The following is a 24,947-nucleotide window of genomic DNA, read 5'->3' as shown; positions in this document are numbered from 1 at the left end:
GAGCAGCACGCATGTCGAGTCTCGGCAAAATGATCAAGCAGGCCGCCCGCCTGCAACAGCAGATCGAACAGATTCAGAGCCAACTGGCCCAGCGGACTGTGGAAGCCACCAGCGGCGGAGGGGCTGTCAAAGTGGTGGCCCGGTGCGACGGCAGCCTGGTCAGCCTCAAGATCGATCCCCAGGCCCTGGATCCCTCGGATGTGGGTCTGGTGGAGGACATGATCCTGAGCGCGGTCAACCAGGCGCTCAACCAGGCCAAGGAAATCGCCAATGCCGAAATGGCCAAGGTGACCTCGGGTTTCCAGCTGCCGGGGCTGATGTGACGGCCACGTTGCTGGTGTGGCTCCGGGGCGGGCTGATCCCGAAAGGTTTCATGAGCGGCTGGCCGGAGGCTCTCCATACCCTGATCACCGCACTGACGCGGTTGCCCGGAGTGGGCCGACGCTCGGCCGAGCGCATGGCCCTCTTCCTGGTGCAGAGCGATCCGCACCTGGCCGGGGAACTGGCCGAAGCCATCCGCCGTGCCCGCGCCACCGTTCATGGATGTAGCCGCTGCGGCGCGCTGACCGAGATTTCGCCCTGTCATTTCTGCACCGACCCCCGTCGGGACGATTCGCTGCTGTGCGTGGTGGAACGGCCCACAGACGTTTTGAGCATCGAACGTTCCGGCAGTTACCACGGACGGTACCACGTCCTCGGCGGGCGGATTTCGCCGCTCGAAGGAGTGGAACCCGAGGACCTCCGCATCGGGCCGCTGGAAGAGCGACTGCAAACGGAACCCGTCCGTGAACTGATCCTGGCGCTGGGCACCGACGTGGAGGGCGAAGCCACGAGCCATTACCTGGCCAAACGCCTGGCCCGGCCCGGACTACGCATCACGCGCATCGCACACGGATTGCCGGCCGGAACCGGCCTCGAGTATGCCGACGAACTCACCCTGGGCCACGCCTTGCAAGGCCGGCGGGAAATCACCTGAGGCCCGATCGTTCCCCTCTCGCATGCCATCCTCATGAACGCCATTCGTCCCGAAATCGTCGTCTTCGACCTCGGCAAAGTGTTGTTGGACTTCGACTACGGCATCGCCGCCCGGCGCATCGCCGAACGGAGCGAGGCCGACGAAGCCACGGTTCGAGCCGTCCTGGACTCCTCCGAATTGCTCATCCGCTACGAAACCGGTCTGCTTGCACGACACGAATTCTTCGAGGCTGTCCGCAGTCGGACCGGCTTCCGGGGCGACCTCGCCGAGTTCGGTCATTGTTTCGCCGACATTTTCTGGCCCATCGAACCGATGGTGGAGCTGCACCGGCAACTGCGCGCCCGGCGGATCCCCACGTGGCTGTTTTCCAACACCAACGACCTGGCCATGGAACACATCCGCCGTCATTTCCCCTTCGTCCATCACTTCGACGGCGCGGTGCTCTCCTACGAAGTGCGCTCCATGAAACCCGCGCCGGGCATGTATGAAACGCTGGAACGGCTGGCCGGGAAAACAGGCCCGCAGATTGCCTATCTGGATGATCGGCCTGAAAACGTCCAGGCCGGCCTGGACCGCGGCTGGCAGGCCTGGGTCCACACCGATCCGGAATCGAGCCGGCGGCGCTTGACCGGGCTGGGCTTGTTGTGACCTTGCCCGGAGGCTTGTTCCCTTGGCGGGCCGGCCCGCAGGACGGGGGGACGGGCCTCCCTGCCGCGGTGTGGCACACCGACGCTCCGCGCGCCGAACACCGGGAGCGCTTTTGCGGTTGCTGCCGCCACGGTTTTGACCTAGCTGTGGGGTAACCAAAACCGGAAGGAGAAGCATCGTGATGAACACGCTGACCGTCGTGGCGTTGGTCCTGGTTGTCCTGGTGGTGTTGGGCCTGTTCTGGCTCATCGGCGCCTACAACCGGTTGGTCACCCTGCGCAACCGGTTCAAGAACGCCTGGGCACAGATCGACGTCCAACTCAAACGCCGTTATGACCTGATCCCCAACCTGGTGGAGACGGCCAAGGGCTACCTGCAACACGAGCGGGGCACGTTGGAGGCCGTGATCGCGGCCCGCAATGCCGCGGTGCAGGCCAGCGGGCGGGTGGGCGCAAACCCGGCCGATCCCGAGGCCATGAAAGCCCTCATTGCCGCAGAGGGAACCCTGGCCGGCACGCTCGGACGGTTGTTCGCACTGGCGGAGGCGTATCCGGATCTGAAGGCCAACCAGACCATGGCGCAGCTGATGGAGGAGCTGACCTCCACGGAAAACAAGATCGCCTTCGCCCGACAGGCCTACAACGACGCTGTCATGGTCTACAACACGCAGCGCGAGAGTTTCCCCAGCAACCTTGTGGCAGGGATGTTCAACTTCGGCCCGGCGGAGTTGTTCCAGATCCAAAAACCCGAGGAACGCGAGGCTCCCAAGGTGTCGTTCGGTTGAGCCGGCAGGGGGTCCGGCAGGCCGGGAGGGAAACCCGCCAGCCGGCCGGCGGCCGGGACGGCGCCCGCCGCTGCCGGGTGGACGAGCCCTCCGGCCGGGGCAGTCCCTCTGGCGCCTGTCGGGCACGCCGATGCGGCTTTTGACGGATGGACTTCTTCACCGCACAGGAGCTGGCGCACAGACGCACCCGTTGGCTGGTGCTGTACTTCGCACTGGCCGTGCTCGGGATTGCACTGGCCGTGTACACGGCACTGGTGTGGTGGTGGCAGGGGAGCGCCGACCGCGCACGCGGCCGTCGGGAGGTGGCGCGCGCGTTCACGTGGTGGCATCCGCGGCTCTTTTTGTACACGGTCGGCGGCACGCTGGCCGTGGTGGGGTTGGGAAGCCTGTATCGGATTTCCACACTGCGCGCCGGCGGCCGGAGCGTTGCCGAAGGTCTCGGCGGGCGGTGGATCCGACCCGATACGCGGGATTTTCACGAACGCCGTCTGCTGAATGTGGTTGAGGAAATGGCGTTGGCCTCCGGTCTGCCGGTGCCTCCGGTTTACGTCCTGGACCACGAACCCGGCATCAACGCCTTCGCCGCCGGGTACACCCCTGCCGATGCGGTCATCGGCGTCACCCGCGGCTGCATGGAGCTCCTCAGCCGCGACGAGTTGCAGGGGGTCATCGCCCACGAATTCAGTCACATCCTCAACGGCGACATGCGACTCAACCTCCGGCTCATCGGCTGGGTGTTCGGCGTCTTTTGCCTGACCGAGGTGGGCCGGATCCTGGTCCGGACCCGTGGCCGGAACAATCCCCTGCCTCTGCTGGGTTTTTTGCTGATGGTGTTGGGCGCTCTGGGCGTTTTTTTCGGGCGCCTCATTCAGGCGGCGGTCAGCCGGCAACGTGAATACCTGGCGGATGCCTCGGCGGTGCAGTTTACCCGGAACCCCCACGGGCTGTCGGGCGCCCTCAAAAAGATAGGCGGCCTGATGCATGGCTCCAGGATTCGCCACCCGCGTGCCTCGGAGGCCGCGCATCTCTTTTTCAGTTCCGCCTTCGGCTCCCGGGCCATGCGGCTGTGGGCCACCCATCCACCATTGGAGGATCGGATCCGCCGCCTGGATCCCTCTTGGGACGGCAGATTCCCCGCGGTGGCACTGCCCGAAGCGCCCCGGGTGGATGAGGTTGGTGGAGGAGCCGGATTCGAGCCCGCAGCCGCCGCGGCCACCGGCGCGCTCTGGGGTGGTGGCAGGGTGCCGGCCGGGACGGTGGTCGCCCGGGTGGGCCGGCCCGGGCCCGCCCAGGTGCGCCTTGCCGAATCCCTGCGGGCGGCCCTGCCACGCGAAGTTTGGGACGCCGTGCACCATCCGGTGGACGCGCAGGCGGTGGTTTTGGGCGTGTTGCTGAGCCCGGACAGCGACCTGCGCCATCAACAGAAGATGGGCCTGCAAACGCGCGTGCCCGCCGCCGTCTTCAACCGCATGTGCGCGTTGGAGCCCGTGCTGGCGGGGATCCCGCCGGGGGCACGGCTGCCCCTGGTCCAGATGGCACTGCCCGCCCTGCGTTGGATGTCCGCCGATGATTTCCTGCAGTTCGACCGTGCCGTCCGCTGGCTGATGGAGAGCGACCGGCAGGTGGACCTGTTCGAATACACCCTGCAGCGCCTGATGCACCGGCACCTGGCCGCGCAGTTCCGGCCGGCCCGACCGCGACCGGCCCAGTACTACGCCCTGCGCCCGCTGGTGCCGGACATTCAGGTGGTGCTGTCGCTTCTGGCCCGCGCCGGGCATGCCGATCCGGACGGGGCCGCGCGAAGCTACCAGATCGGCTGGGCCACGTTGTTCGGTCGGGTTCAACCGCCTGCCCTGCTCGAGGGCGAGGCTTGCAACCTGGGCCGTCTGGACGCCGCCTTGGAACGCCTGGCGGAGGCCACCCCCGCGATCAAGCGACGGATCCTGGAGGCTTGCGCAGCCACGGTTTCCGCAGATGGCTGGCTGCGGGTGAAGGAAGCCGAGTTGCTGCGCGCAGTGGCTGATGCCCTGGACTGTCCCGTGCCACCGTTGGTCGGGGAAACCGAGCCGTCCGCTTCGTGACTCGCCGGGCAACCTCCACGCCGCGGCGCAAGCGCGCAGCGTCGGGCCCATCCTCACTTCGATCGGACGGAGCCGAACTCCACAGGAGACGGCTCAGCCGGGCCGATGTACCGCGTGGCCACCACCACATTGTCGAACTCGACGATGTTCGTCGGTTGCCGGGCCCATCGGTCGGTGACATACGATTCGAGCGTGAGCGCGTTGGCCTGCAGACCTTCCGTGCGGCGCCAGGCAATGCCGGTCCAGTGGCCCATGAGACGGCCGTCCACCCAAAAAGCCTGTTCGCCGTCGGATTCGCCCGGCGTGTTGTGCTGGAGCATGAATTCCACGCAGATCCACCGGTCGGGCGGGATGAGCGGGACCTCCGGCACCTCGAACGTGTTGCCCCAGTAACGGCCGTCGGGCGCGCGGCGCATCCGGTACCAGTAACTGTAAAAGTGCCATTTGCCCGGTGCAGGCCAGCGACGCCAGTCGGTCCACGGTTCCAGCGCGGTAGAAAAGCGCTCGTCGCCGGCCGGTTTTTCGCCGGCTCCGCCGAATCCGGACCATCGCTCGGCGCCCTTCAAGCCACGGTTGGCCCGCAAGGTCACGAAGTGATGGATGGTGTCACAGGGCGGGACGAACCGGGTGTAGAAACGGACGAAAATCCGGCGGGCCGACTCGAACCAGCGGGTCAGACCGCCGCCGGTGTCCCGGTCGAGGTGTGCCTCCACGCGCAGACAGCGCCGGCCCAGGAACGCCGGGCCATCGGGCCGGGCCCGGCCCAGGACCGCGCCGTTTGGATTGCGCACATCGTCCCACCGGGGTGCCAGCGGCCCGGACTCGAAATCGTCGGCGAATCGGACGGCCGGATGCGCAGCAATGCCCTGATCGCCCGGGAACGACGCAGCCAGACCCGGCCCCTGCGGCAACGGGCTGGATGCGACCCGGGTCGGCGTGTCCACCTCTTCTCCGACCGCCCCTGTTGCCAGGGTCATCATCAGCATCAGGGCCCCGACCGCGTTGCGAACCGCCGCAAAGCGCGACGGCGTATGAGACTCCGGTCGTGCCGTGCGGGGTGGCCGGTCCGCCAAGTTCGAACCGCGGGCAGACCCGCCGGCATGACCGGCATCACGCGGGGCGGGATTCCAGCGCGACCCTTCCATGCGGGCAGCATCTTCCGAACCGGCCACCGGCGCAAGAATGGCCGGCCGCTTCGGTGAGGGGCGGAATCGCACCCTCCGCGCGGGCAGGCGCCCCGGCTTGCATGGAGTGCGGCGAGCCCGGCCGATCAGTAGGGCAGGGGGAAACGCGAGGTCAGTTCGCGCACGCGTTGCCGGACCTTGGTGATGGCCTCGTGGTTGTTCAGGTCCATCAGGACCTCGCTGATCATGTCGGCTATCGCGGCCATCTCGGGCTCTTTCATGCCGCGCGTGGTGACCGCGGGCGTGCCGATGCGAATGCCGCTGGCTTGGAAGGGCGACCGGGTTTCGAACGGGATGGTGTTCTTGTTGACGGTGATCCCGGCCTCGTCGAGGGCCGCCTGGCAGTCCTTGCCCGTCAGGCCGCGGGCGCCCACGTCCACCAGCATGAGGTGATTGTCGGTGCCGCCGCTGACCAGCCGGAACCCGTTGCGCTTGAGCCCCTCGGCCAGCGCCCTGGCGTTCTTGAGGATCTGCTCCTGGTACGCCCGGAACGACGGTTGCATGGCCTCCTCGAAACAGACCGCCTTCGCAGCGATGACGTGTTCGAGCGGCCCGCCCTGGATGCCGGGAAACACCATCGCGTCGATTTCCTTGGCGTACTTTTCCTTGCACAGGATGAGACCGCCCCGGGGACCGCGCAGGGTTTTGTGCGTGGTGGTGGTGACGAAATCCGCGTAGGGCACCGGTGAGGGATGCAGACCTGCCGCCACCAGACCGGCGATGTGCGCGATGTCGGCCAGCAGGTAGGCGCCGACCTCCTGGGCGATCTGGGCCATGCGGGCGAAGTCAATGATCCTCGGATAGGCACTGGCGCCCACGGTGATCATGCGCGGCCGGTGCTCGCGGGCCAGACGCAGGAGCTCGTCGTAGTCAATCAGCTCGTCCTCCCGCCGCACGCCGTAATGCACGACCTCGAAGAACCTGCCCGAGAAGTTGGCGCGGTGTCCGTGGGTCAGGTGGCCGCCGTGGCTGAGATCCATGGTGAGGATCTTGTCGCCCGGCTTCAGGAAGGCGAAGTACACCGCCATGTTGGTGGCCGAGCCGCAGTGCGGCTGGACGTTGGCGTGCTCGGCGCCGAAGAGTTTTTTCGCCCGGTCAATGGCCAGTTGTTCAATCCGGTCCACGAACTCGCAACCCCCGTACCAGCGCCTGCGCGGATAACCCTCGGCATATTTGTTGGTGAGGACAGACCCCTGCGCCTCGAGCACCGCCGGGCTGGCGAAGTTCTCGCTCGCAATGAGCTCCAGGTTTTCCTGTTGCCGGAGGCGCTCCTGTTCGATGAGGCTGGCCACCGCAGGATCGACGTGCCGCAGGGTGGTGCGCCCGGTGCAGCAGCTTTCCAGCTTGTGGACCCGGCGTTCGTGACGGCCGCCTTCGAACCGGGCCTGCAGAAAGGCGTCAATCATGGCCAGTGCCTGTTCCGGCGAGGTGCGACGGCCGGAAAAACAGAGGACATTGGCGTCGTTGTGGCGTCGGGCCAGCGCGGCTTCCTCCACGTCGTGGACCAGGGCGGCCCGGACGCCCGGGACCTTGTTGGCGGCGATGCTCATGCCGATGCCGGTGCTGCAGCAGAGGATGCCCCAACGGGCGCGCCGATCGGCCACGGCCCGTGCGACGGCGTGGGCATAGTCCGGGTAGTCGGTGGAGTCCGGACTGTGCGTGCCGAGGTCCAGCACCTCCATGCCGCGTTCCTGCAAAGCCCGGACGATTGCCTGTTTGAGTTCGTAACCGGCGTGATCGGCCCCCACGGCCACGGGGCCCACCTGCCACGCAGAATGCTGGGCCTCCGCCAGATCACGTTCCAAAACCGGCACCAGCGTCTGGATGGCCTCCCGGATCTGGTCGCGACACCGAACGTAGACCTCGTAGGAACCTCCGATGGGATCGCTGATGTCCTTGTCGAAGCCCTCGACGGAGTCGTCGAATTCACGCAGAAGAAAGGTCTTTTCCGCGGCCTCGGGGTGGAGCAGCAGGAGGGCTTCCACGTGCCCGTGCGTCATGCCAAAGATGTAGTCGGCCTCGGCCACCAGCTCGGGCGTCAACATCCGGCTGCGATGGCCGGAGATGTCGATCCCCAGTTCCTTCAGGGCCTGGACCGCGTGGGTGCTGGCCGGCTGACCCTCCACGGCGCCCAGCCCGGCCGACAGCACGCGATAGTCGCCGCGGCCCTGCACGGCCTGGCGGAACAGACCTTCTGCCATGGGGCTGCGGCACACATTGCCGGTGCAAACAAACAAAATCGTCTTCATGCCACCCGTCGCAAACGGAGCGACCAGTTTGCCGCCCGTCGGTCGTTCGTCAACGGCGAACTATGACCTCGGCCGGCCGGAACGGCAAATCCGCATCCCGTCCCGCGCCGGCCGGCGGGTCGGTGCCTGGGCATTAAGAGGGTGGCCTGCCGGAGCAAAATTGGGTTGCAGTGGCACAAAAAAAGTGTTGGCCTGTTCCCCACCACGCGGGCAGTCTGCTAATAACTGATTTGTTTATGCGAAGGTTGAATCATATGCGGGCACTCACTACGGCGTTGATGCTTTTCGGGGGCGGTCTGGTCTCCGCGATGGCCAGTGAAGCGGAGCTGCGACTGCCCGGGTTGCGCGAGGTTCATTTCCCCGCCCTGGGCGGAGCCAGCGGGCACACCCTGATGCTCCTGGGCATCGTGGTGTGCGCGATCGGTGCGTTGTTCGGTTTGATACAGTATCTCCAGACCAAGGCCCTGCCCGTGCACGAGGTGATGCGGAACGTCTCCACGTTGATCTGGGAGACGTGCAAGAGCTACCTCATCCAGCAGGGCAAGTTCCTGGCGGTGCTGTGGGCACTGATCGGGATCTGCATCATCTACTACTTCGGTTCGCTGCGTCACATGCCGGCCGGCAGTGTGGTGGTGATCCTGCTTTCCTCGGTGCTGGGGATCCTGGGAAGCTACGGCGTGGCCTGGTTCGGCATGCGGATCAACACCCAGGCCAACAGCCGCTCGGCCTTCGCCGCGCTGAGAGGGCTGCCCTGGCCGCCGCTGGCCATCCCGATGCGCTCGGGCATGAGCGTGGGGTTGCTCCTGATCAGCGTGGAGCTGTTCTTCATGATCTGCATCCTGATTTTCCTCCCGCCGGAGCTGACCGGGCCCTGCTTCATCGGGTTTGCGATCGGGGAGTCTCTGGGTGCCTCGGCCCTGCGTATCTGCGGTGGCATCTTCACCAAGATCGCCGATATCGGGTCGGACCTGATGAAGATCGTCTTCAAGCTACCCGAGGACGATCCCAAGAACCCCGGCGTGATCGCCGACTGCACGGGTGACAACGCGGGCGACTCGGTGGGGCCGACGGCTGACGGGTTCGAGACCTACGGCGTCACGGGCGTGGCGTTGATCTCCTTCCTGGCGCTGACGCTCGGGGCCGAAGGCCTGACCGGCGCCATTTGCGCCAAACTCATCACCTGGATCTTCGTCATGCGGATCATGATGATCGTGACCTCGCTGGTGGCCTACGGGCTGAACCAGGCGGTCTTCAGCGCCAGGTACGGCACGGCCAAAGACTTCCATCCGGAAAAACCTTTGACCTGGCTGGTGTGGTTGACCTCCGCCATCTCGATTGCGCTGACCTTCCTGGTGAGCAGGTTGATGCTGGGCGATTTCACGGACGTCCACGGTCGGGCGCAGCCCGATCTGTGGTGGGTGTTGTCCGTGATCATTTCCTGCGGCACGGCCGCGGGTGCGTTGATTCCCGAGTTCACCAAGATCTTCACCAGCACCAACGCCAAGCACACCCAGGAGATTGTGACGGCCTCCCGGCAGGGCGGGGCCTCGTTGAACATCCTGTCCGGTTTCGTTGCGGGCAATTTCTCGGCCTTCTGGCAGGGGTTGCTGATGTTGTTCCTCATGTTGGTGGCGGCGCTGATGGCGGGACATCAGTCGCTGCAGTCCATCATGCCGGAGGGGATCGGCTTTGCCGCGCCGATCTTTGCCTTCGGCCTGGTGGCGTTTGGGTTCCTGGGAATGGGACCGGTCACCATTGCCGTGGACAGCTTCGGTCCGGTCTCCGACAACGCCCAGTCGGTGTATGAGCTGAGCCAGATCGAGTCCGTGCCCAACGTGGAGCAGGACATCCAGAGCAAGTTCGGGTTCAAACCCGACTTTCAGGCTGCGAAGCACAATCTGGAGAAGAACGACGGTGCGGGCAACACGTTCAAGGCCACGGCCAAGCCGGTTTTGATCGGCACGGCGGTGGTCGGGGCCACCACCATGATCTTCGGGATCATTCTGTTGCTGGACAAGGAGTTCGGCGACGTGATCAGCAAGCTGTCGCTGGTGCAGCCGGAGATCGTGCTGGGCTTCCTGATGGGTGGCGCGGTGATTTACTGGTTCACCGGCGCCTCCACCCAGGCGGTGGTGACCGGGGCCTACCGGGCCGTGGTATACATCAAGGAGAACCTGGACCTCAGCGCCAAGGCGGCGTCCATGGAGGACAGCAAGGAGGTTGTCCGGATCTGCACCGTGTACGCGCAGCGCGGCATGATCAACATTTTCGTGGCGATCTTCTGTCTGTCACTGGCGCTGGCGTTTTTCAACGCCTACTTCTTCATTGGCTACCTGATCTCGATCGCCTTCTTCGGATTGTTCCAAGCCGTGTTCATGGCCAACGCGGGCGGCGCGTGGGACAACGCCAAGAAGATCGTGGAGGTGGACCTGCGCCAGAAAGGCACCGACCTGCACGCCGCCACCGTGGTGGGCGACACCGTGGGCGATCCCTTCAAGGACACCAGCTCCGTGTCCATGAACCCCATCATCAAGTTCACCACGTTGTTCGGCCTGCTGGCGGTGGAAATCGCCGTGGCGATGCAGAAACAGGGTCAGACCGGGCTGAAAACCGGCATTGCCGTGGCGCTGCTCCTCATCGCCTTGATCTTCGTGTGGCGTTCGTTCTACGCGATGCGGATTCCCGAGGAGAAATAAACCTTCCCACCTGACCCACACACCCACACAGCAGCCGGGCGGGAGTTCAGCCGCCCGGCTGTTCTTTGCGCCGGCCTCGGGAAACGCCGGCGTGTTCGACCGCAGCGCGGGCCGGGCCGGCAGATCGGCCGTGGTTGCGGCATCGGACAAGGCGGACCTTCCGCTCTTGTGCGCTCGGCATTGCCCCGCCATCGGTGACCCGGTTGGGACCGGGTCAGGGTGCGTTCGACAATCGGCAGCCGGTCAGTTCGATGACCTGACCTTTCAATCCCCGGATCTTTCCCGTAAGGAGCACCTCCTGACCCAGGCGAAGGAAGGGGCGTCTCGAGCCGGAACGGTGAACCGCCATCAGTACCGTGCCGGCCTCGGCCGTGTAAACCCCCTTGAAATCCGCGGGCAGATCGGTGAGGCACCGGATCCGCACGTTGGACAGGCCGGTTTCCAGCAGCACATGGAACCGCTCGGTCAGCAACGGTTTCTCGAATCCCGCGATCCGGCCGCGAACCCGGATGCGGAGGCCTTCCACGGCCTGTGCAGCCCGGGCAGGCTCGGTGACGAAATGCCGGGCCAGGTCCGATGCGGCAACCAGCGCGTCCTCCCGGAGGCGGACGAGTGGTTGCGCCGGCCCATTCGACGTGGGGAGGGACGGGGAATTGGGTGACTCGGTTGCGCGGGAATCCGTTGGTGCCGGGCTGTTGGTTCGTTGCGCCGCCGGGACGGACAAACCGTCGGTGCCGGATCGGAGCCGTTCCCACTCGGCCTCCTTGCGGAGAAGCTCTTCGTAACGCCAGCGCGGCAGCGCGACCGTGTCACTGGGATCAGCAGCCCGTGCGGAAGGAACGGCTGCCGCCAGAATGACACCCAGTCTTACGGATGCAGCGTTTCGCATGGTCAACGCCCTCGCATAATCCCGCCGGACCCGGTTGTCAAACTCCCGTCTGAGTGAAGGGTCCGAAAGGCCTGTCAGAGGAACCCCGCGGCAGGCCGTCCGCGGCCGGCGCCCGGGTCGGCGCGGACGTGCTCAGGCGAAAAGGTCGTGCAAGGGATTCAGTTGAACCTCCTGCCGCGGATTGAGGACCTGGCGGAGATACTGGGCGGCGTCTGCGACGCTCCGCACGGAGCGGGGGAGGCTGGCGGCGGCGGCGTTGGGATGGCCGCCGCCCTGCAGGCGGTTGGCCACGGCCAGCGCCTGTCCGTTGCGGCTGCGCAGGCTGACGGCCAGGGCACCGTTGCCGCGGCGGACGACGGTCATCAGGACAGGGTAACGCACATCGGGATCGTCGAGCAGGGCGTGCACAATGAGATTGGGGTTGCCGACGACCGTCTCCACCAACCCCACCGAGGGAGTGATTTCGATGATGTTGTTGCGGCTCCAAGCCAGGCCGATCGGGTTTTCCACCTGCCTTTTGACGCGCATCACTTCGAGCAGGGGATGGTCCAACAATCGTTCCACCTGTTCCTCGACCAGGGTCATCAGGTTCCAGAACCCGTAGATCTTGACCAGGTTGGCGTAGTCGCTGGCCAGTTCGAAGTCGGGATCGTCGTCCAGGAAGAGGTCGGCCACATTGCTGAGATGCACGAGCCGGTCAAGTTGCGGCGAGCCCAACCCTGCCGCCCGGCAGAGCTCGTAGCAGAGCAGAGCGGCCGATTTGTTGGCATCGTGAATCAGGCGGGCATGCCGGGGTGGAGCATCGTAGGGGTGGTGATCAATGATCACCCAGTGGGGACGGTCCATGCGACTCTCCCAGCTCAGGTCGGCGACCCATGCGCAAGCCTCGTGCATCGGACGCTGACGCAGAGCCTGGTAGCTCCAGGCTTCCAATCGGGGGCGTTCGCCGAACTCGGCCTCGGCCAGCCGCCGCAGCAGCACGCCGGCCAGCAGACCGTCGAGATCGCTTTCGTGTGTGAGGATGACGTCCGGTTTGGGCAACGGCACCATGCACGCACCATAGGGGAGCAGCGGAAGATTGACCAGCAACGAATCACTTCCGGTTGGGAACAGGCGCTTTCGCCAAGCGCGACAGGGCCCGAATGCGGCCGACACCGGCTCAGTTGCGGTCATCCAGCCGGACGCTGAGACGATAGTAGCGGGGACTCCCGCCGTCCGCCGGGATGGTCCACGTCCGGATCGAATCATCCAGGTCCGTGGCTGCCGGAAGGTTTTTGTAAGGCCCTGCCGGCGTCGTGGCCTCCAGGATCGTGTAGAGGCGGGCCGGTTCCGGGTTCCAACGGAGGGTGAGCGTGTGCGTGAGCGGGTCATGCTCCACACGCAATTCGAGCCGGCTTTCCGGGTCGAGCGGATTCAGCCCCGCGATGTAGGACTGCCACAAGGCCAGTCCGTTGGCGCCCGGAGTCTCCACGACCGTTTCGAAATCGTTGGTGTAGCCGAGGGCAGCCAGCCACCACAACGGCGTGGGATGATTTGTGGTGGTCAGCTCGACGAATCGGGCCACCAGGGAGAGGTCCTGCGTCACGACCAGCGTCAGCGGATTGGTTGTCGCAATGACGTCACCCGTCCAGTTGGTGAACGCGAACCACATTCCCGGGACGGCGTGCAGGGTGAGGACGGATCCCCGCGGGTAGACTCCACCGGAAGGCTCAACGCGGCCCCATTCGGACGGCTCGGCGGCGACCTCCACTTTGTACCGGGGCACTTCCACCACTTCCAGAGTGACCGTCCGGATGATCGGACTCTGGTTGGCCGAAAGATTCTGGAAGGTCAGGAGGGCAGCGTACACGCCGGGGGAAAGGTTGGTCACGGCGTCGGTCCATTGCACCTGCAAGGGGAGGCCTTCCCCGACTGCGAGTTCGCCCTCGGCCGGCTCCGCGGCGGCCCATGGGACGTCCGCGCCCGCGACAAACCGCAGACTTCCGGGGCCGATGTTGGTGAGCAGGTAGGCAACTCCGGCGGGGACGAACGGGCCTCCCTCGGGTCCTGTCGCTTGCAAGGTCTCATCGGGGAGGACGACCAGCAGCCCCGGTTCGACCTCCTGGATGCGCACTTCGAAGGTGCCAAGCAAGGTCTCCGCATTCGCCTGGCCCCACACGTCCTCCACGGCACCCTCGACCAGAGTGACCGTGTAGAGGCCGTTGTGTTCGGGGCCCCAGGAACCGTCGGGAGGTGCGATGGAGTAGGTCGCGGTAATGACCGGCGCGTCCGTGGGTGCGTCGGCGTTGACGAACTCCGCCCAGGCGCCGAACCCGTTCGGACCGCTGATCCAGAGGTCGGCCGAATCGAGGCCGGCCAGGCGGACAGCCGTCTCGTCGGTGAAGCGAACCGTGCAGGCATGGGCGATGGTCCCGGCGAGGGTGACATCGGCGATGCTGAGGACGGCTTGGGGCGGCTGCCGGTCGAGCACGCCCTGGCCCAGCACCTGGACATCGTCAATGTACCAGCCCAGATCCGTGCGGGACGGATTGGAACCCAGGCCCCAGCGGAGTTGGAGCGTGGCGCTGCCCACCACCTGGGCGGGCAGGTCATGGCGAACCTCCCGCCAGCCGTCGTCGGACACCGATCCGGTGTTGCTCCAAACCACCAGCCAGTCGCTGCCGTTGGTGGAGACCTCGATTCGCGCGGTGTCGCCGCGCCGGACCCGCAACCAGCGTTGGAACCGTAGACTCAGGCTGCTGGCTCCCGCCGTCGAAAAGGGCGGGGTGGTCGCGTACCGCATCGGCAGGTTGTTCTCGTAGTCGCCGGAGAGATTGTAGGCGATGACGTGCGTGCCGGTGGCCCCGCCGACGGGTCCGCCGGTGCCGGGTACAGGGACACCGTATTCCCACAAGGGGTCCAGCGACCACCCGGGGTCTTCGTCCATGCGCGCCTCGTAGTAAATGACGGGTACCGCCACGGTGAAACGACCGAGCAACCCGGGGCTGGCCCAGCCACCCTCGGTGTCACCCACCTCGTTACCGGACAACCACACCTCGTACAGGCCGTTGTCGCGGGCGGACCAGGTCTGGCCATCGGGAGGCGCCACGCTGTAAACGGCGGTCACGGGCGTCGTGTTGGTGGCCGGGCTCACGTTCTCCAAGCGGGCCCATTGTTGATACCCATTGGGGCCGGTGACCCGGACGTCGCTGTCGCCGAGGGTCGACACTTGGATGGCCACATTGTCGGAGTACAGAACCGTGAACCGGTGGAGACCGACGCCGGGTTCGGTGACGTCGCCGGCGGTCAGTTCGGCCACGGGCGGAATCACCATCCCGGATGGATCCGTCACCCAACCCTCGATGAAGTACTGGCCCAGGCTTCCGTAGGCAGTGTAACCGGTGGGGGCAGGAGCAAAGGGATCGCCGGTGCCGCTGTTCCGAACCGCCAGGAAGTACATGCCGCCCGTCAGTTGGGCAGCGATCGTGGCGGACGTGGTCTCGGGCGGGTTGTTGGTGAGCAACAGGTTTCCGGCTGCGTCGTACAGTTCCACAACCACGTCCAGGTTCCCGCCGCGGGTTTCGGCGGACATTCGCCACGGTTGAACCGTCAATCGCACCGGCCCCGTCCCGGTGACAAAGGAAAACCAATCACTGTCCCCGGCTCGTTCGATCACCCCCTTGTTCGCCCGGTTGGTGCCTGCCGGGTCGGTTTCGGGAGTGGTGGCCACGATGTTGGTCCCGCCGGAGAGAACAAGGGCCGTGGCCGTGGCCGGTGTCTGACCATGATCGTCGGTCCGATAGGTGAGTTTGGAGGCAATGACCGCCAGGTCATCCTGGGTGTTGTTGGCCAGGTAGTAGTCCCCCTTGCTCCATTGGGTGACATTCCGATTGTAGCCGGCACCCATCAGCGGCGCCCAGGAGGTGTCTCCGCTCCCGTGCCCGGTGTAGTATTCCAGACCGTCCGTCCGGCCATCGTGGCTCAGCCCCAGATTGTGGCCGGCCTCGTGTGAAGCGGCCTCGGCTATGTAGGATCCGAAATACCCCAGGTTGTTGGCGTAGACCCAGCAGGGACGGTACCGCCCGTAGAACAGCGTGCCGAAAACGTTGACGTAGCTGACGCCTCCGGAGTCGCTGGACGGGTTGGGCAGCCCGTTGGCGTCGGTGTTCCGGGTGATGAGGACCACCGCGGTGCGGTTGTTGAGAGATGCCGGTCGTTCGGTGGTGACGTCCACGTCGAACGGCGCGTAGTCCTCGGCCACCCGCTGCCACACGGCGCGAATGACCGCCTGTTCACTTTCGCTGAACGTGCTGAAATCCGTGTCCATGCTGAAGGGCAGGGCGGGGATCTCGGCGCGGCCGAGGTCGGTGTTCCACTGGGTGTTGGTGACCGTTTCCCCACTGAAGTTCAGATAAATGACATTCGGAGCACCCGGCCGGCTGTGAAACTTCAAAGAGTCCGGGAACGGGGTCACCGGCAGGGGGGCGGCCCCGGTCGAGGACCCCGTTTCCGATCCCGCTGCAGCAATCTCGGGCACCGGCCAACGGCACCGGTAGAAAACCCCGCCCTCGGCGTCGATTTCCAACGACTCCAGGTCATCCCGGGTGAAATGGAAGCTCTTGAGCCAGGCAACCGCCCGTTCACGGGCCTGGGGGGCAAGACGCTCCAAGCTCCGCCGGAACCGACCGTCCGGGAGCTCCTCCCAGCTCTGCCAGCGGCCGGGGACGAATTCGCGCGAAGCCGCCGGTGGTGCTACTGCTGCTGCTTCTGCACGGACGTGTGCCCATACGCCGACCGACAGGCTCGCGAAAAGCCAGATTGCCCGGCTCACACGCGGCGCCCACGCGGGCAACTTTGCCCCCGCCCAAACAGTCCTTTTTCCGTACAACATCGTGTCCGCCAGAAACAGCTACCACATACCGGCTCACCTTACCATCGGCCCAGGACGTGCCGGGCTTGAGCACGCCCCTGTGCGGAGGCCGGTGATCTGCCGGTTTTGAAGAACCGGTTCCTGGTCGGCTCACCGGACGGTGGCAACTGCGGGCGGGAAAGGAAACCAAGCCAGGCACCTGACCGCCAGCTGTTGGATCGGGCCTGGTTGGCTTCATCATGCTGCCTGCTCCCCCGGGTTTGCTCGGGGCGCGTGCCTGGCGGGTCCGGGTGGCGCACTTTGGCGGGCGGACGTTGCAGCGGTGGGCCACGCAGGTCATCTCCTCAGCAGCACGTGCATGTTCCAAGCCGCAAGCGCCTCCTGAGGCATGGAGAACTCGAACCTCGGGCCAAGGGCACGGACCCGCCCCGGCGGCGGTGCTACAGGGACAAACGGTGCGCGCGTTACGGGGCAAGCCCTTGAGCGGCCTTTGATCTGCCGGAGGCACCCGGTCTGCGGGATGCCGCTCGTTCAGGTGACATTCCAAACGGCACTCTGCCGCCCGGACTCCGCGGCGGGAGATGGCAGGCCCCAGCGTTCCGGAATCCCCCAAGGGCTCACCCGGCGACCGGCGGTCCGGCCGGGGCTGATGGACCGGCACCGACGAACGGGGCTTCAGTTCACCGAACCGTAAACGGCCTCGATGACCCGGCGGAAGCGATTCTCTTCCGGCTTCACGATGCCGATCTCACGAGCGGCATTCTGGGGTGAATCGCTGGCGTGCGCCGCATTGACCATGACGTTGGAACCGAATTCCCGGCGAATCGAACCCGGCGGCGCCTTGGCCGGGTCGGTGGGACCGAGGACGTCCCGGATCTTGGCAATCGCGTTGACGCCCTCGTAGACCAAGGCGATGCACTTTTCGGTGCCCGGTTCGTTCCACTGTTCGCTGGGACACTCCGACGGAGCCCGACCCGACATGAACCGGACGATGTTTTCGAACTGATTCTCTCCGTACAGCGGCCCCAGCAGGTCGCCCAGGCCGGATTCCAGCTCCGGGGTCAGGGCGAATCCCAGTTCCTTTTCCAGCACCGCGCGAGCCCGGCCGCCCACCATGCCCTTCAGCTTGGTTCGCAACACCTCCCGTACCGGCCCGTAAAACTCCACCGCCTCCGCCACGCTCATGCGGTGGACCTTGATGGCCACGATGTAGAGCCCGGTGCGCGAGAAGAAATCAATGACATTGCCGGGGCGCCCGGCCGGGAACCGGAAGTTGTCGGGCTTCAGCAGCACCAGCGTCCGTTCAGGTACCTCGCCCGGGGCGTACTCGATCACATTTTCCAGCAGCCCGCCGTCCGTGTCCGAATAGCGCGCCCACAGTTTGAGATGCGCCTCGGCCTGTGCGGCATTGACAGGGATCAGGACCGCCGGTTCGAAATAACGGATCTCGCCCTGGTCATCGCAGACCAGATCGCCGTAGGTGTCCCGAATGGTCTGGCCGGCGTACCGGTTGCGCGCGAAGAACCCCACCACATCCCGGAGCTTGGCCACGGTGTTTTCACCCTGGAAAACCAGCATCATCGCCCGTTTGCGGCGGCCGGTTTTGGGGTCGGGCGCCATCCGCCGGCGAACGTAATCCTGCAGGAGTTGCTGGATGGCAGGCTCCTGGGGATCGTCCGGCGAGGGCAGTGCCGCCGCGTATTCCTCCAGCAGTTTTGACGAGGGCGCGAACATGCGCGCGGCGACGAAATCCAGACCCGTCCGGGCGATCAGCCGGCTCAGGATGCCACCGGTTCGGGATTTGAGCAGGGAATAGGGCGTGATCAGCGCGTAGGCCAGTTCTTGACTCATGGGCTTTGGTCGGATGACGAGCTGTCCAGAGGCGGAGGGGGAGGCGCATCCGGCTCAGCCGGCTTGCCCCGCAACATCTTGAACATCACCGTGCCGCAGGTCGGGCACTTGCCTTTGATGGCCTTGCGCCCGTTTTTGAGGGTCTCCTCCACGGCTTCGGCGATCTCCTTCTTGGTCTTGCACTTGACGCAATAACCCTCTGCCATGGGAAATGATGCGTTGATGCTGCGGCACCCCGTGGGTGCCGCCCAAGCCCCGCCAAGGTAGAAGCACTGGACGAAAATCGTCAACCTCAAAGGACGTCGCTGTCCGGCTGGCAATCCCCCAAGTTGTACCCCATCAACAGCTTGCGCGTGGCATCCGGAGGAATCAGGCAGACGGGACCCTTTTACCGCGCTCTCGTGAGCGCCCGCCTTTGGGACGCAGCCTCCGCTTCGGTGCCACAAGCCGGGCGTACGGACCAGGACCGGCCGCAAGCCGGCGCGGCACGCGGTCGGGCGCCAGGCGTGTGCAACAGTGGCCTGACACGGCAGCCGGAAGGGCGGCCCGCCGCCACCAGGCATCCCGTGCGCGTAAGAGGGCAGAATGTTTGACAGGCGCAAACCGGGGTGCTTAGTCTCTGTAGCCCTCGAAACGATCGGGCAGTCAAGGATGTCACGCCTGTGGCAGAGAAAGACGATTATCTGATTGATTTGCTGGTTGACCTGGGGTTCGTCACCAGCGAACAGGTGGAGCAAGCCCGCAAGGAGGCGCAGGCCGCCGGCGTCGGGGTGGTGGACTACATGGTGGCCAACGGCATGCTGCGCCCTGCGGATGTCACCCAGGCCAAGGCGGCCCATTTCGGCGCCGAGGTGGTCAACCTGGCGGGCATGCACATTGACGACGAGGTCATCGCCGCGGTGCCGCGTCACATCGCCAAGAAATACCGGGTCGTTCCGGTTTATCTTCACGACAACACCCTGACCGTGGCGATGTCGGATCCTTCCGACCTGGCCACCATTGACTCGCTCACCCATCTGCTGGGCAAGGAAATCGTGGTGATGGTGTCCTCGGAACCCGAGATCGAGGCCGCGCTGGCCAAGTACTACGGCGGCCAGCGGAGCGTCGTCGAGGACGAGAAATTCAAGGGCGTGATCGAGGAGCTGACCCGCGAACACGTGGAGGTCACCAGCGGGTTGGCGCAGGACGACGAAGCCGATGTGGACGCAGACGCGCCCATCATCCGGCTGGTCAACTCGATCATCACCGACGCCGTGAAGATGCGGGCCTCGGACATTCACCTGGAACCACTGGAGAAGCGGTTCCGGGTCCGCTACCGCATTGACGGCATCCTGCACGAGGTCAAGGGCCCGCCCAAGCGTCTCCAGGCGGCGATCATCAGCCGTCTGAAGATCATGTCCAACATGTCCATCTCGGAGCACCGGATCCCCCAGGACGGTCGCATCCAGACCAAGGTCGGCAACAAGGTCCTCGACCTCCGCGTCTCCTGCATCCCCACCACGCACGGCGAAAGCATCGTCATGCGTATTCTCGACAAGGAGGGGCTGCGGCTCGGTCTGCCCGAGCTCGGGTTCTTCACCGACGATCAGCAGACCTTCGAGCGACTGATCACCCTGCCGGACGGGATCCTGCTGGTGACCGGCCCCACCGGCTCCGGCAAGACCACCACCCTTTACGCGGTTCTTCACTTCATCAACCGGCCCGATCGGAAGATCATCACGGTGGAGGACCCTGTGGAGTACATCCTGGCCGGCATCAACCAGGTGCAGGTCAACGAGGCCGTGGGCCTGACCTTCGCCACGGCGCTGCGTTCCATTCTGCGCCAGGCTCCCAACATCATCATGGTGGGCGAGATCCGTGACCTGGAGACCGCCACCATCGCCATCAACGCCTCGCTCACCGGTCACCTGGTCTTCTCCACGTTGCACACCAACGACGCCCCCAGTGCCGTCACCCGTCTGATTGACATCGGGGTCAAACCCTTCCTGGTGGCCTCGTCCACCCGGGCCATCATGGCGCAGCGGCTGGTTCGGCGCATTTGCAAGAAATGCGCCGAGCCGCGGCAGCCCACCGAGGCCGAAATCCGGCAACTGAACCTCGACCCCGAACAACTGGCCACCGCCAAATTCATGGCCGGCCGGGGTTGTGCCGAGTGTTCCAACACGGGCTACCGGGGCCGGATGGGGATTTTCGAGATTTTCGTCGTGGACGACGAGGCGCGCAAACTCATCTACGAGAAGGTGCCCGCGTCCGTCCTGCGCAACCGGGCACGCGAAATGGGCATGCGCACGTTGCGCGAGGACGGCGTGCGCAAGGTGCTGGCCGGCCTGACCACACCGGAGGAGGTCATCCGGGCCACGGTGGGTGATGAAGCTTGAGGCAGGCAACAACCCGGCCCGGTCCATCGGCCGCCGCATGCGGGCCGGCCCGATCCTGCGCGCCCCGCTCACGACGGCAGGGAGGTGAGAATCAGCCATGTCATACTCGATGTCTGACCTGTTGCAGTTGGTCGTGTCGGAAGGCGCGTCCGACCTGCACATTCGCGTGGGCACACCACCCGTGATTCGCGTGCACGGCATCCTGCACCGTGTCGAGGGACCACCCTGCAAGCCCGAGGACACCGAGGAACTGATGCGCAGCATCACCTCCGAAGAACACATCCAGCACGTGCGCGAGCGCGGGGGGGCCGACTTCGGCTTTGCCTTCGGGGACCTGGCCCGCTTCCGCGTCAGCGTGTTCAAGGAGAAGGGGAATTTCGGCATGGTCCTGCGCCAGATCCCCAACAAGCTCCTCACCATGGAGCAGATCGGGATCCCGCCCTCGGTCAAGGAGCTGCTTTACAAACCGCGCGGCCTGATCCTGGTCACCGGCCCCACCGGATCCGGCAAGAGCACCACGCTGGCCTCGATGATCAATGTGATCAACGAGGAACGGGAAGAGGTCCACATCATCACCATTGAAGATCCGATCGAGTACTACCACACCCACAAAAAGGCCATCGTCACCCAGCGCGAGATCGGCGTGGACGTCCCGAACTTCGCCGAGGCCCTGCGGCGGGCCCTGCGCCAGGACCCCGACGTGATCCTCGTGGGCGAGATGCGCGACCTGGAGACCATTGACGCCGCCATCACCGCGGCAGAGACGGGGCACCTGGTCTTTGGCACCCTCCACACCACCGGCGCGGCCAAAACCATTGACCGCCTGGTCAACGCCTTCCCCACCAACCAGCAGGAACAGATCCGGATCCAGCTCTCCACCGTGCTTCAGGCGGTCATTTCCCAGCTGCTGATCCCGCGGATCGACAAGCCCGGCCGGGTGGCCGTCTTCGAGATCATGATCAACACGCCCTCCATCGCCGCCCTCATCCGCGACAACAAGACCTTCCGCATCCAGTCCGACATCCAGACCGGAGCGAAGTACGGAATGGTCACCCTCGACAGCTTCTTGCTGGAAAAGTACCAGCAGGGCATTATTGCACGGGAAGAAGTCATCACAAAGGCGATGGACCCCGTGACCGTGCAACAAAAACTGCAGGAACTCGACCTGGCCCGGGCCGTGGGCGAAAAGGGCCGGGTCAAGGGTGCCAAGACCTGAGCGCGCAGCCATGCCGGAGGAGTTTCACAGCCCGTTGTTGGCCCTGCTGAAGGAGCGCAATCTCATTGACGATCTCCAGTACGAGGAGGTCGTCAGCGAATGCAAGCGGACCGGCAACCCGGTCCTCCAGGTGCTGCAGGACTACGGCGTGATGGATTTGGAGACGATCCTCCAGGTCATCGCCGATCATCTGGGCACGGAGGTCGTCTCGCTGCGCGACCGGCAGATCCCCGCCGATCTGCTGGAACTCCTGCCGGCCGAGACCGCGCGCCTTTACCAGTGCATCCCCGTGGAGGACGACGGGACCACCCTCAAGGTGGCCTTTGCCGATCCGCTCAACCCGGCACAGATCGACGAGGTCAGCTTTGTCGTCAAACGGGACATCCAGCCCGTGGTGGCCGACCCGGCCGAGATCCAGAAACTCATCGAACGTTGCTACGGCGAGGAAGCGTCCAACGTTTCCGAGGTCCTCAAGGAACTGGGCGCCGATGCCGAGTTGGCGCGCGAGGCCGCCGAGGCCACCGAGGACATCTCTGTGGCCGAGGACCTGGCCAACCAGGCGCCCATCGTCAAGTTCGTCAACCTGGTGTTGCAGCAGGCCATCCAGGACCGCGCCAGCGACATCCACTTCGAGCCGTTCGAGGACGAATTCAAGATCCGCTATCGCGTGGACGGCGCCCTCTACGAGATGACCCCGCCGCCCAAGCACCTGGCGCTGCCGGTCATCTCCCGCATCAAGGTGATGGCCAACCTCAACATCTCCGAGCGCCGCCTGCCCCAGGACGGTCGCATCACCCACCGCATCGGCGGCCGGGTGGTGGACCTGCGCGTCTCCACCCTCCCCACCCAGTTCGGTGAATCGGTGGTGCTCCGCGTCCTGGACCGGTCGAGCGTCAACCTGGAACTCGAAAACCTCGGTTTTCCGAAGTTCGTCTACGACTACATGACCGAGGTCATCCAGCGGCCCAACGGGATCATCATCGTCACCGGCCCGACCGGCTGCGGAAAGACCACCACGCTTTATTCCTGCCTGCGCCGCATCAACACCATTGACTCCAAGCTCCTGACGGCCGAGGACCCGGTCGAATACGACATCGAGGGCATCATGCAGGTGCCCATCAACGAGTCGGTGGGCATGACCTTCGGGCGCGCCCTGCGCGCCTTCCTCCGCCAGGACCCCGACGTCATCATGATCGGGGAAATGCGCGACCTGGAGACCGCCCAGATCGCCATCCAATCCTCGCTCACCGGGCACCTGGTGCTCAGCACCCTCCACACCAACGATGCCCCGGGTGCCGTGACGCGGCTCATTGACATGGGGACCGAACCCTTCCTCATTTCCTCCACCCTGGTCTGCGTCCTGGCCCAACGACTGGTCCGAAAGATCTGTCGCGACTGCCGGACGCCATTCGAACCCACCGAAAGTCAGTTGGCCCTCCTGAACCTCTCCCCGCACGACCTGGGCGAAAAGGTGTTCTATTACGGACGCGGCTGCGCCAACTGCCACGACACCGGTTACAAGGGGCGCAAGGGCATCTTCGAGCTGCTGGTCATCACCGAACCCCTCCGGGCCCTCATCAACGAACGGGCCCCCACCGTGGTGCTCCGCCAAAAGGCAATCGAGCTCGGCATGACCACCTTGCGCGAAGACGGGTTGAGGAACATCTTTGAGGGGGAAACCACGATCGAGGAGGTCGTCAAGTACACGTAACGCTCCAGCCGCAAGCGCCAACCGGAGAAGGTCGCCATGCCCAAGTACAGTTACGTCGCCATGGACGCCCGGGGCAAGGAGGTCAAGGGCGTCATCGAGGTCGCCTCCCAAAACGAGGCCATTGGTCGGATCCGCGAGATGAACCTCTTCCCGACCAAGATCGTGGAGGTGGACGGCGCCAAGGAAGCCAGGAAGGCCGCCAAGGCGGCCCGGGCCGGACGCCCGGCCGGGGCACGTGGCAAGAAGCGGGGGGCGCTCGACCTCGAGATCAAGATCCCCGGCCTCAGCGGCCGGGTGAAACCGAAGATTTTGATGACCTTCACCCGGCAGCTGGCGACCCTGGTGGACGCAGGCTTGCCGTTGCTGCGCGGTCTGCGCGTGCTGGAGAAACAGGAGAAGAACGCCACCCTCCGCCGCATCATCGGCGAGCTGGCCCTCTCAGTTGAGGGAGGCAGCACCTTCTCCGAGGCCCTGGCCCAGCATCCCAAGGTCTTCAACCGGCTCTACGTCAACATGGTCCGCGCCGGCGAGATGGGCGGCGTGCTCGAGGTCGTGCTGAACCGCCTGGCGCAGTTCCAGGAAAAGGCCCAGAAGATCAAGGGCAAGGTGGTCGCGGCCATGTTCTACCCGATCGCCGTCCTGATCGTGGCCTGCGCCATCATCACCGTCCTCACCGTTTATGTCATTCCCAAGTTCGAGGAGGTGTTCCAAGGCCTGCTGGAGGGTGAAGCCCTGCCGGCATTTACCCGGCTGGTCCTGGACATCAGCCGTACCGTGCGGGAAAACCTGTTGACGACCTTCCTCTCCATCGTCGGATTCTTTATCCTGCTGAAACTCGCCACGAAAACCAAACTCGGCCGGTATGCATGGGACAAGTTCAAGCTCAAGATGCCGGCCATCGGCCAGTTGATCTCCAAGCTGGCCATCGCCCGGTTCACCCGGACGCTCGGTACCCTGGTCAGCAGCGGTGTGCCCATCCTCCAGGCCTTGAACATCGTCAAGGAGACCGCCGGCAACGTGGTCATCGCCAACGCCATCGCGGCCGTGCACGACAGTGTCAAGGAAGGGGAAACCATCACCGCGCCTCTCGAAGCCTCCGGCATCTTTCCGCCCATGGTCATCAGCATGGTGGACGTGGGCGAGCAAACGGGTGCCCTGCCCGAGATGCTCCTGAAGATCGCCGACAACTACGACGACGAGGTGGACAACGCCGTGGCGGCCATGACCTCGCTGCTCGAACCGATCATGATCGTCGGCCTGGCCCTCATCGTGGGCAGCATCGTCATCGCCATGTTCCTGCCTCTCATCAAGCTGATGGAGGGCGTGGGCGACGTGGGACGCAAGGGAGGCGAAGACTAAGCGGGCCGGAGGCGGCGCCCCAGCCGCTACAGGTCGCCCGCCCGTGCGCTGCAGGGGTTCGGACACCGGCTACGGG

Annotated in this window: 17 protein-coding genes; 10 read left to right on the top strand and 7 right to left on the bottom strand. The window is 65.2% G+C overall.

The genetic code is table 11. From position 1 onward, the window contains the following. Window positions 1–11 precede the first annotated feature (11 nt). The 5 genes from ACPDIX_RS01630 to ACPDIX_RS01610 all read left to right on the top strand — a co-directional run bounded on the left by ACPDIX_RS01630 (window position 12) and on the right by ACPDIX_RS01610 (window position 4,489). Window positions 12–323, top strand: a complete 312-nt coding sequence (locus tag ACPDIX_RS01630; protein WP_423430024.1) for a YbaB/EbfC family nucleoid-associated protein — start codon at window positions 12–14, stop codon at window positions 321–323. A gap of 50 nt (window positions 324–373) precedes the next feature. Next, a complete protein-coding gene (gene recR, locus ACPDIX_RS01625) occupies window positions 374–976 on the top strand; it encodes a recombination mediator RecR (RefSeq protein ID WP_423430172.1) in 603 nt (200 codons plus the stop codon). Window positions 977–1,009: 33 nt separating this feature from the next. Next, window positions 1,010–1,624, top strand: a complete 615-nt coding sequence (locus tag ACPDIX_RS01620; RefSeq protein WP_423430023.1) for an HAD family hydrolase — start codon at window positions 1,010–1,012, stop codon at window positions 1,622–1,624. Between the two features lie 181 nt (window positions 1,625–1,805). Then, window positions 1,806–2,408, top strand: a complete 603-nt coding sequence (locus ACPDIX_RS01615) for a LemA family protein (RefSeq protein WP_423430022.1) — start codon at window positions 1,806–1,808, stop codon at window positions 2,406–2,408. A 146-nt stretch (window positions 2,409–2,554) separates the two neighbouring features. Next, window positions 2,555–4,489: a M48 family metallopeptidase gene (locus ACPDIX_RS01610; RefSeq protein ID WP_423430021.1), complete on the top strand. Its 1,935-nt coding sequence runs from the start codon at window positions 2,555–2,557 to the stop codon at window positions 4,487–4,489. Window positions 4,490–4,542: 53 nt separating this feature from the next. On the opposite strand, the gene ACPDIX_RS01605 is transcribed toward ACPDIX_RS01610, so the two are convergent. Together ACPDIX_RS01605 and rpiB are read right to left on the bottom strand one after the other, a co-directional pair. Continuing rightward, window positions 4,543–5,466 carry a hypothetical protein gene (locus tag ACPDIX_RS01605; protein ID WP_423430020.1) on the bottom strand — a complete coding sequence of 308 codons (924 nt, stop codon included), beginning with the start codon at window positions 5,464–5,466 and terminating at the stop codon, window positions 4,543–4,545. A 293-nt stretch (window positions 5,467–5,759) separates the two neighbouring features. Then, window positions 5,760–7,922 carry a ribose 5-phosphate isomerase B gene (gene rpiB / locus ACPDIX_RS01600; RefSeq protein ID WP_423430019.1) on the bottom strand — a complete coding sequence of 721 codons (2,163 nt, stop codon included), beginning with the start codon at window positions 7,920–7,922 and terminating at the stop codon, window positions 5,760–5,762. Window positions 7,923–8,176: 254 nt separating this feature from the next. On the opposite strand from rpiB, the gene ACPDIX_RS01595 reads away from it, so the two are divergent. Continuing rightward, the gene (locus tag ACPDIX_RS01595; protein ID WP_423430018.1) at window positions 8,177–10,618 is read left to right on the top strand and encodes a sodium-translocating pyrophosphatase; all 2,442 of its coding nucleotides are present in this window, start codon (window positions 8,177–8,179) and stop codon (window positions 10,616–10,618) included. 214 nt (window positions 10,619–10,832) lie between these two features. On the opposite strand, the gene ACPDIX_RS01590 is transcribed toward ACPDIX_RS01595, so the two are convergent. The 5 genes from ACPDIX_RS01590 to ACPDIX_RS01570 form a co-directional block, all read right to left on the bottom strand. Then, window positions 10,833–11,507 carry a hypothetical protein gene (locus ACPDIX_RS01590; RefSeq protein WP_423430017.1) on the bottom strand — a complete coding sequence of 225 codons (675 nt, stop codon included), beginning with the start codon at window positions 11,505–11,507 and terminating at the stop codon, window positions 10,833–10,835. 132 nt (window positions 11,508–11,639) lie between these two features. Further along, window positions 11,640–12,596 (bottom strand): DHH family phosphoesterase, encoded by a 957-nt coding sequence (locus ACPDIX_RS01585; RefSeq protein ID WP_423430016.1) that lies wholly within the window; start codon window positions 12,594–12,596, stop codon window positions 11,640–11,642. A gap of 70 nt (window positions 12,597–12,666) precedes the next feature. Continuing rightward, window positions 12,667–16,155: an InlB B-repeat-containing protein gene (locus ACPDIX_RS01580; protein ID WP_423430015.1), complete on the bottom strand. Its 3,489-nt coding sequence runs from the start codon at window positions 16,153–16,155 to the stop codon at window positions 12,667–12,669. Window positions 16,156–17,031: 876 nt separating this feature from the next. Beyond that, window positions 17,032–18,207 (bottom strand): nucleoside-diphosphate kinase, encoded by a 1,176-nt coding sequence (locus tag ACPDIX_RS01575; RefSeq protein WP_423430014.1) that lies wholly within the window; start codon window positions 18,205–18,207, stop codon window positions 17,032–17,034. Beyond that, the gene (locus tag ACPDIX_RS01570) at window positions 18,204–18,413 is read right to left on the bottom strand and encodes a DUF5679 domain-containing protein (RefSeq protein ID WP_423430013.1); all 210 of its coding nucleotides are present in this window, start codon (window positions 18,411–18,413) and stop codon (window positions 18,204–18,206) included. Before ACPDIX_RS01570 ends, ACPDIX_RS01575 begins: the two co-directional genes overlap by 4 nt. A 456-nt stretch (window positions 18,414–18,869) precedes the next feature. Here ACPDIX_RS01570 and gspE (ACPDIX_RS01565) point away from each other — a divergent pair, with 456 nt between their 5' ends. The 4 genes from gspE (ACPDIX_RS01565) to ACPDIX_RS01550 all read left to right on the top strand — a co-directional run bounded on the left by gspE (ACPDIX_RS01565) (window position 18,870) and on the right by ACPDIX_RS01550 (window position 24,871). Next, the gene (gene gspE / locus ACPDIX_RS01565; RefSeq protein WP_423430012.1) at window positions 18,870–20,585 is read left to right on the top strand and encodes a type II secretion system ATPase GspE; all 1,716 of its coding nucleotides are present in this window, start codon (window positions 18,870–18,872) and stop codon (window positions 20,583–20,585) included. 97 nt (window positions 20,586–20,682) lie between these two features. Continuing rightward, window positions 20,683–21,801: a type IV pilus twitching motility protein PilT gene (locus tag ACPDIX_RS01560; RefSeq protein WP_423430011.1), complete on the top strand. Its 1,119-nt coding sequence runs from the start codon at window positions 20,683–20,685 to the stop codon at window positions 21,799–21,801. Window positions 21,802–21,811: 10 nt separating this feature from the next. Further along, window positions 21,812–23,512 carry a type II secretion system ATPase GspE gene (gspE, locus tag ACPDIX_RS01555; RefSeq protein ID WP_423430010.1) on the top strand — a complete coding sequence of 567 codons (1,701 nt, stop codon included), beginning with the start codon at window positions 21,812–21,814 and terminating at the stop codon, window positions 23,510–23,512. 36 nt (window positions 23,513–23,548) lie between these two features. After that, window positions 23,549–24,871 carry a type II secretion system F family protein gene (locus ACPDIX_RS01550; RefSeq protein ID WP_423430009.1) on the top strand — a complete coding sequence of 441 codons (1,323 nt, stop codon included), beginning with the start codon at window positions 23,549–23,551 and terminating at the stop codon, window positions 24,869–24,871. Window positions 24,872–24,947: the final 76 nt, after the last annotated feature.

This window comes from Limisphaera sp. 4302-co (assembly GCF_049537155.1).
Lineage (GTDB): Bacteria > Verrucomicrobiota > Verrucomicrobiia > Limisphaerales > Limisphaeraceae > Limisphaera.
Note: the sequence above shows the minus strand (reverse complement) of the source record. Positions and strands in the feature narration are given on the sequence as shown.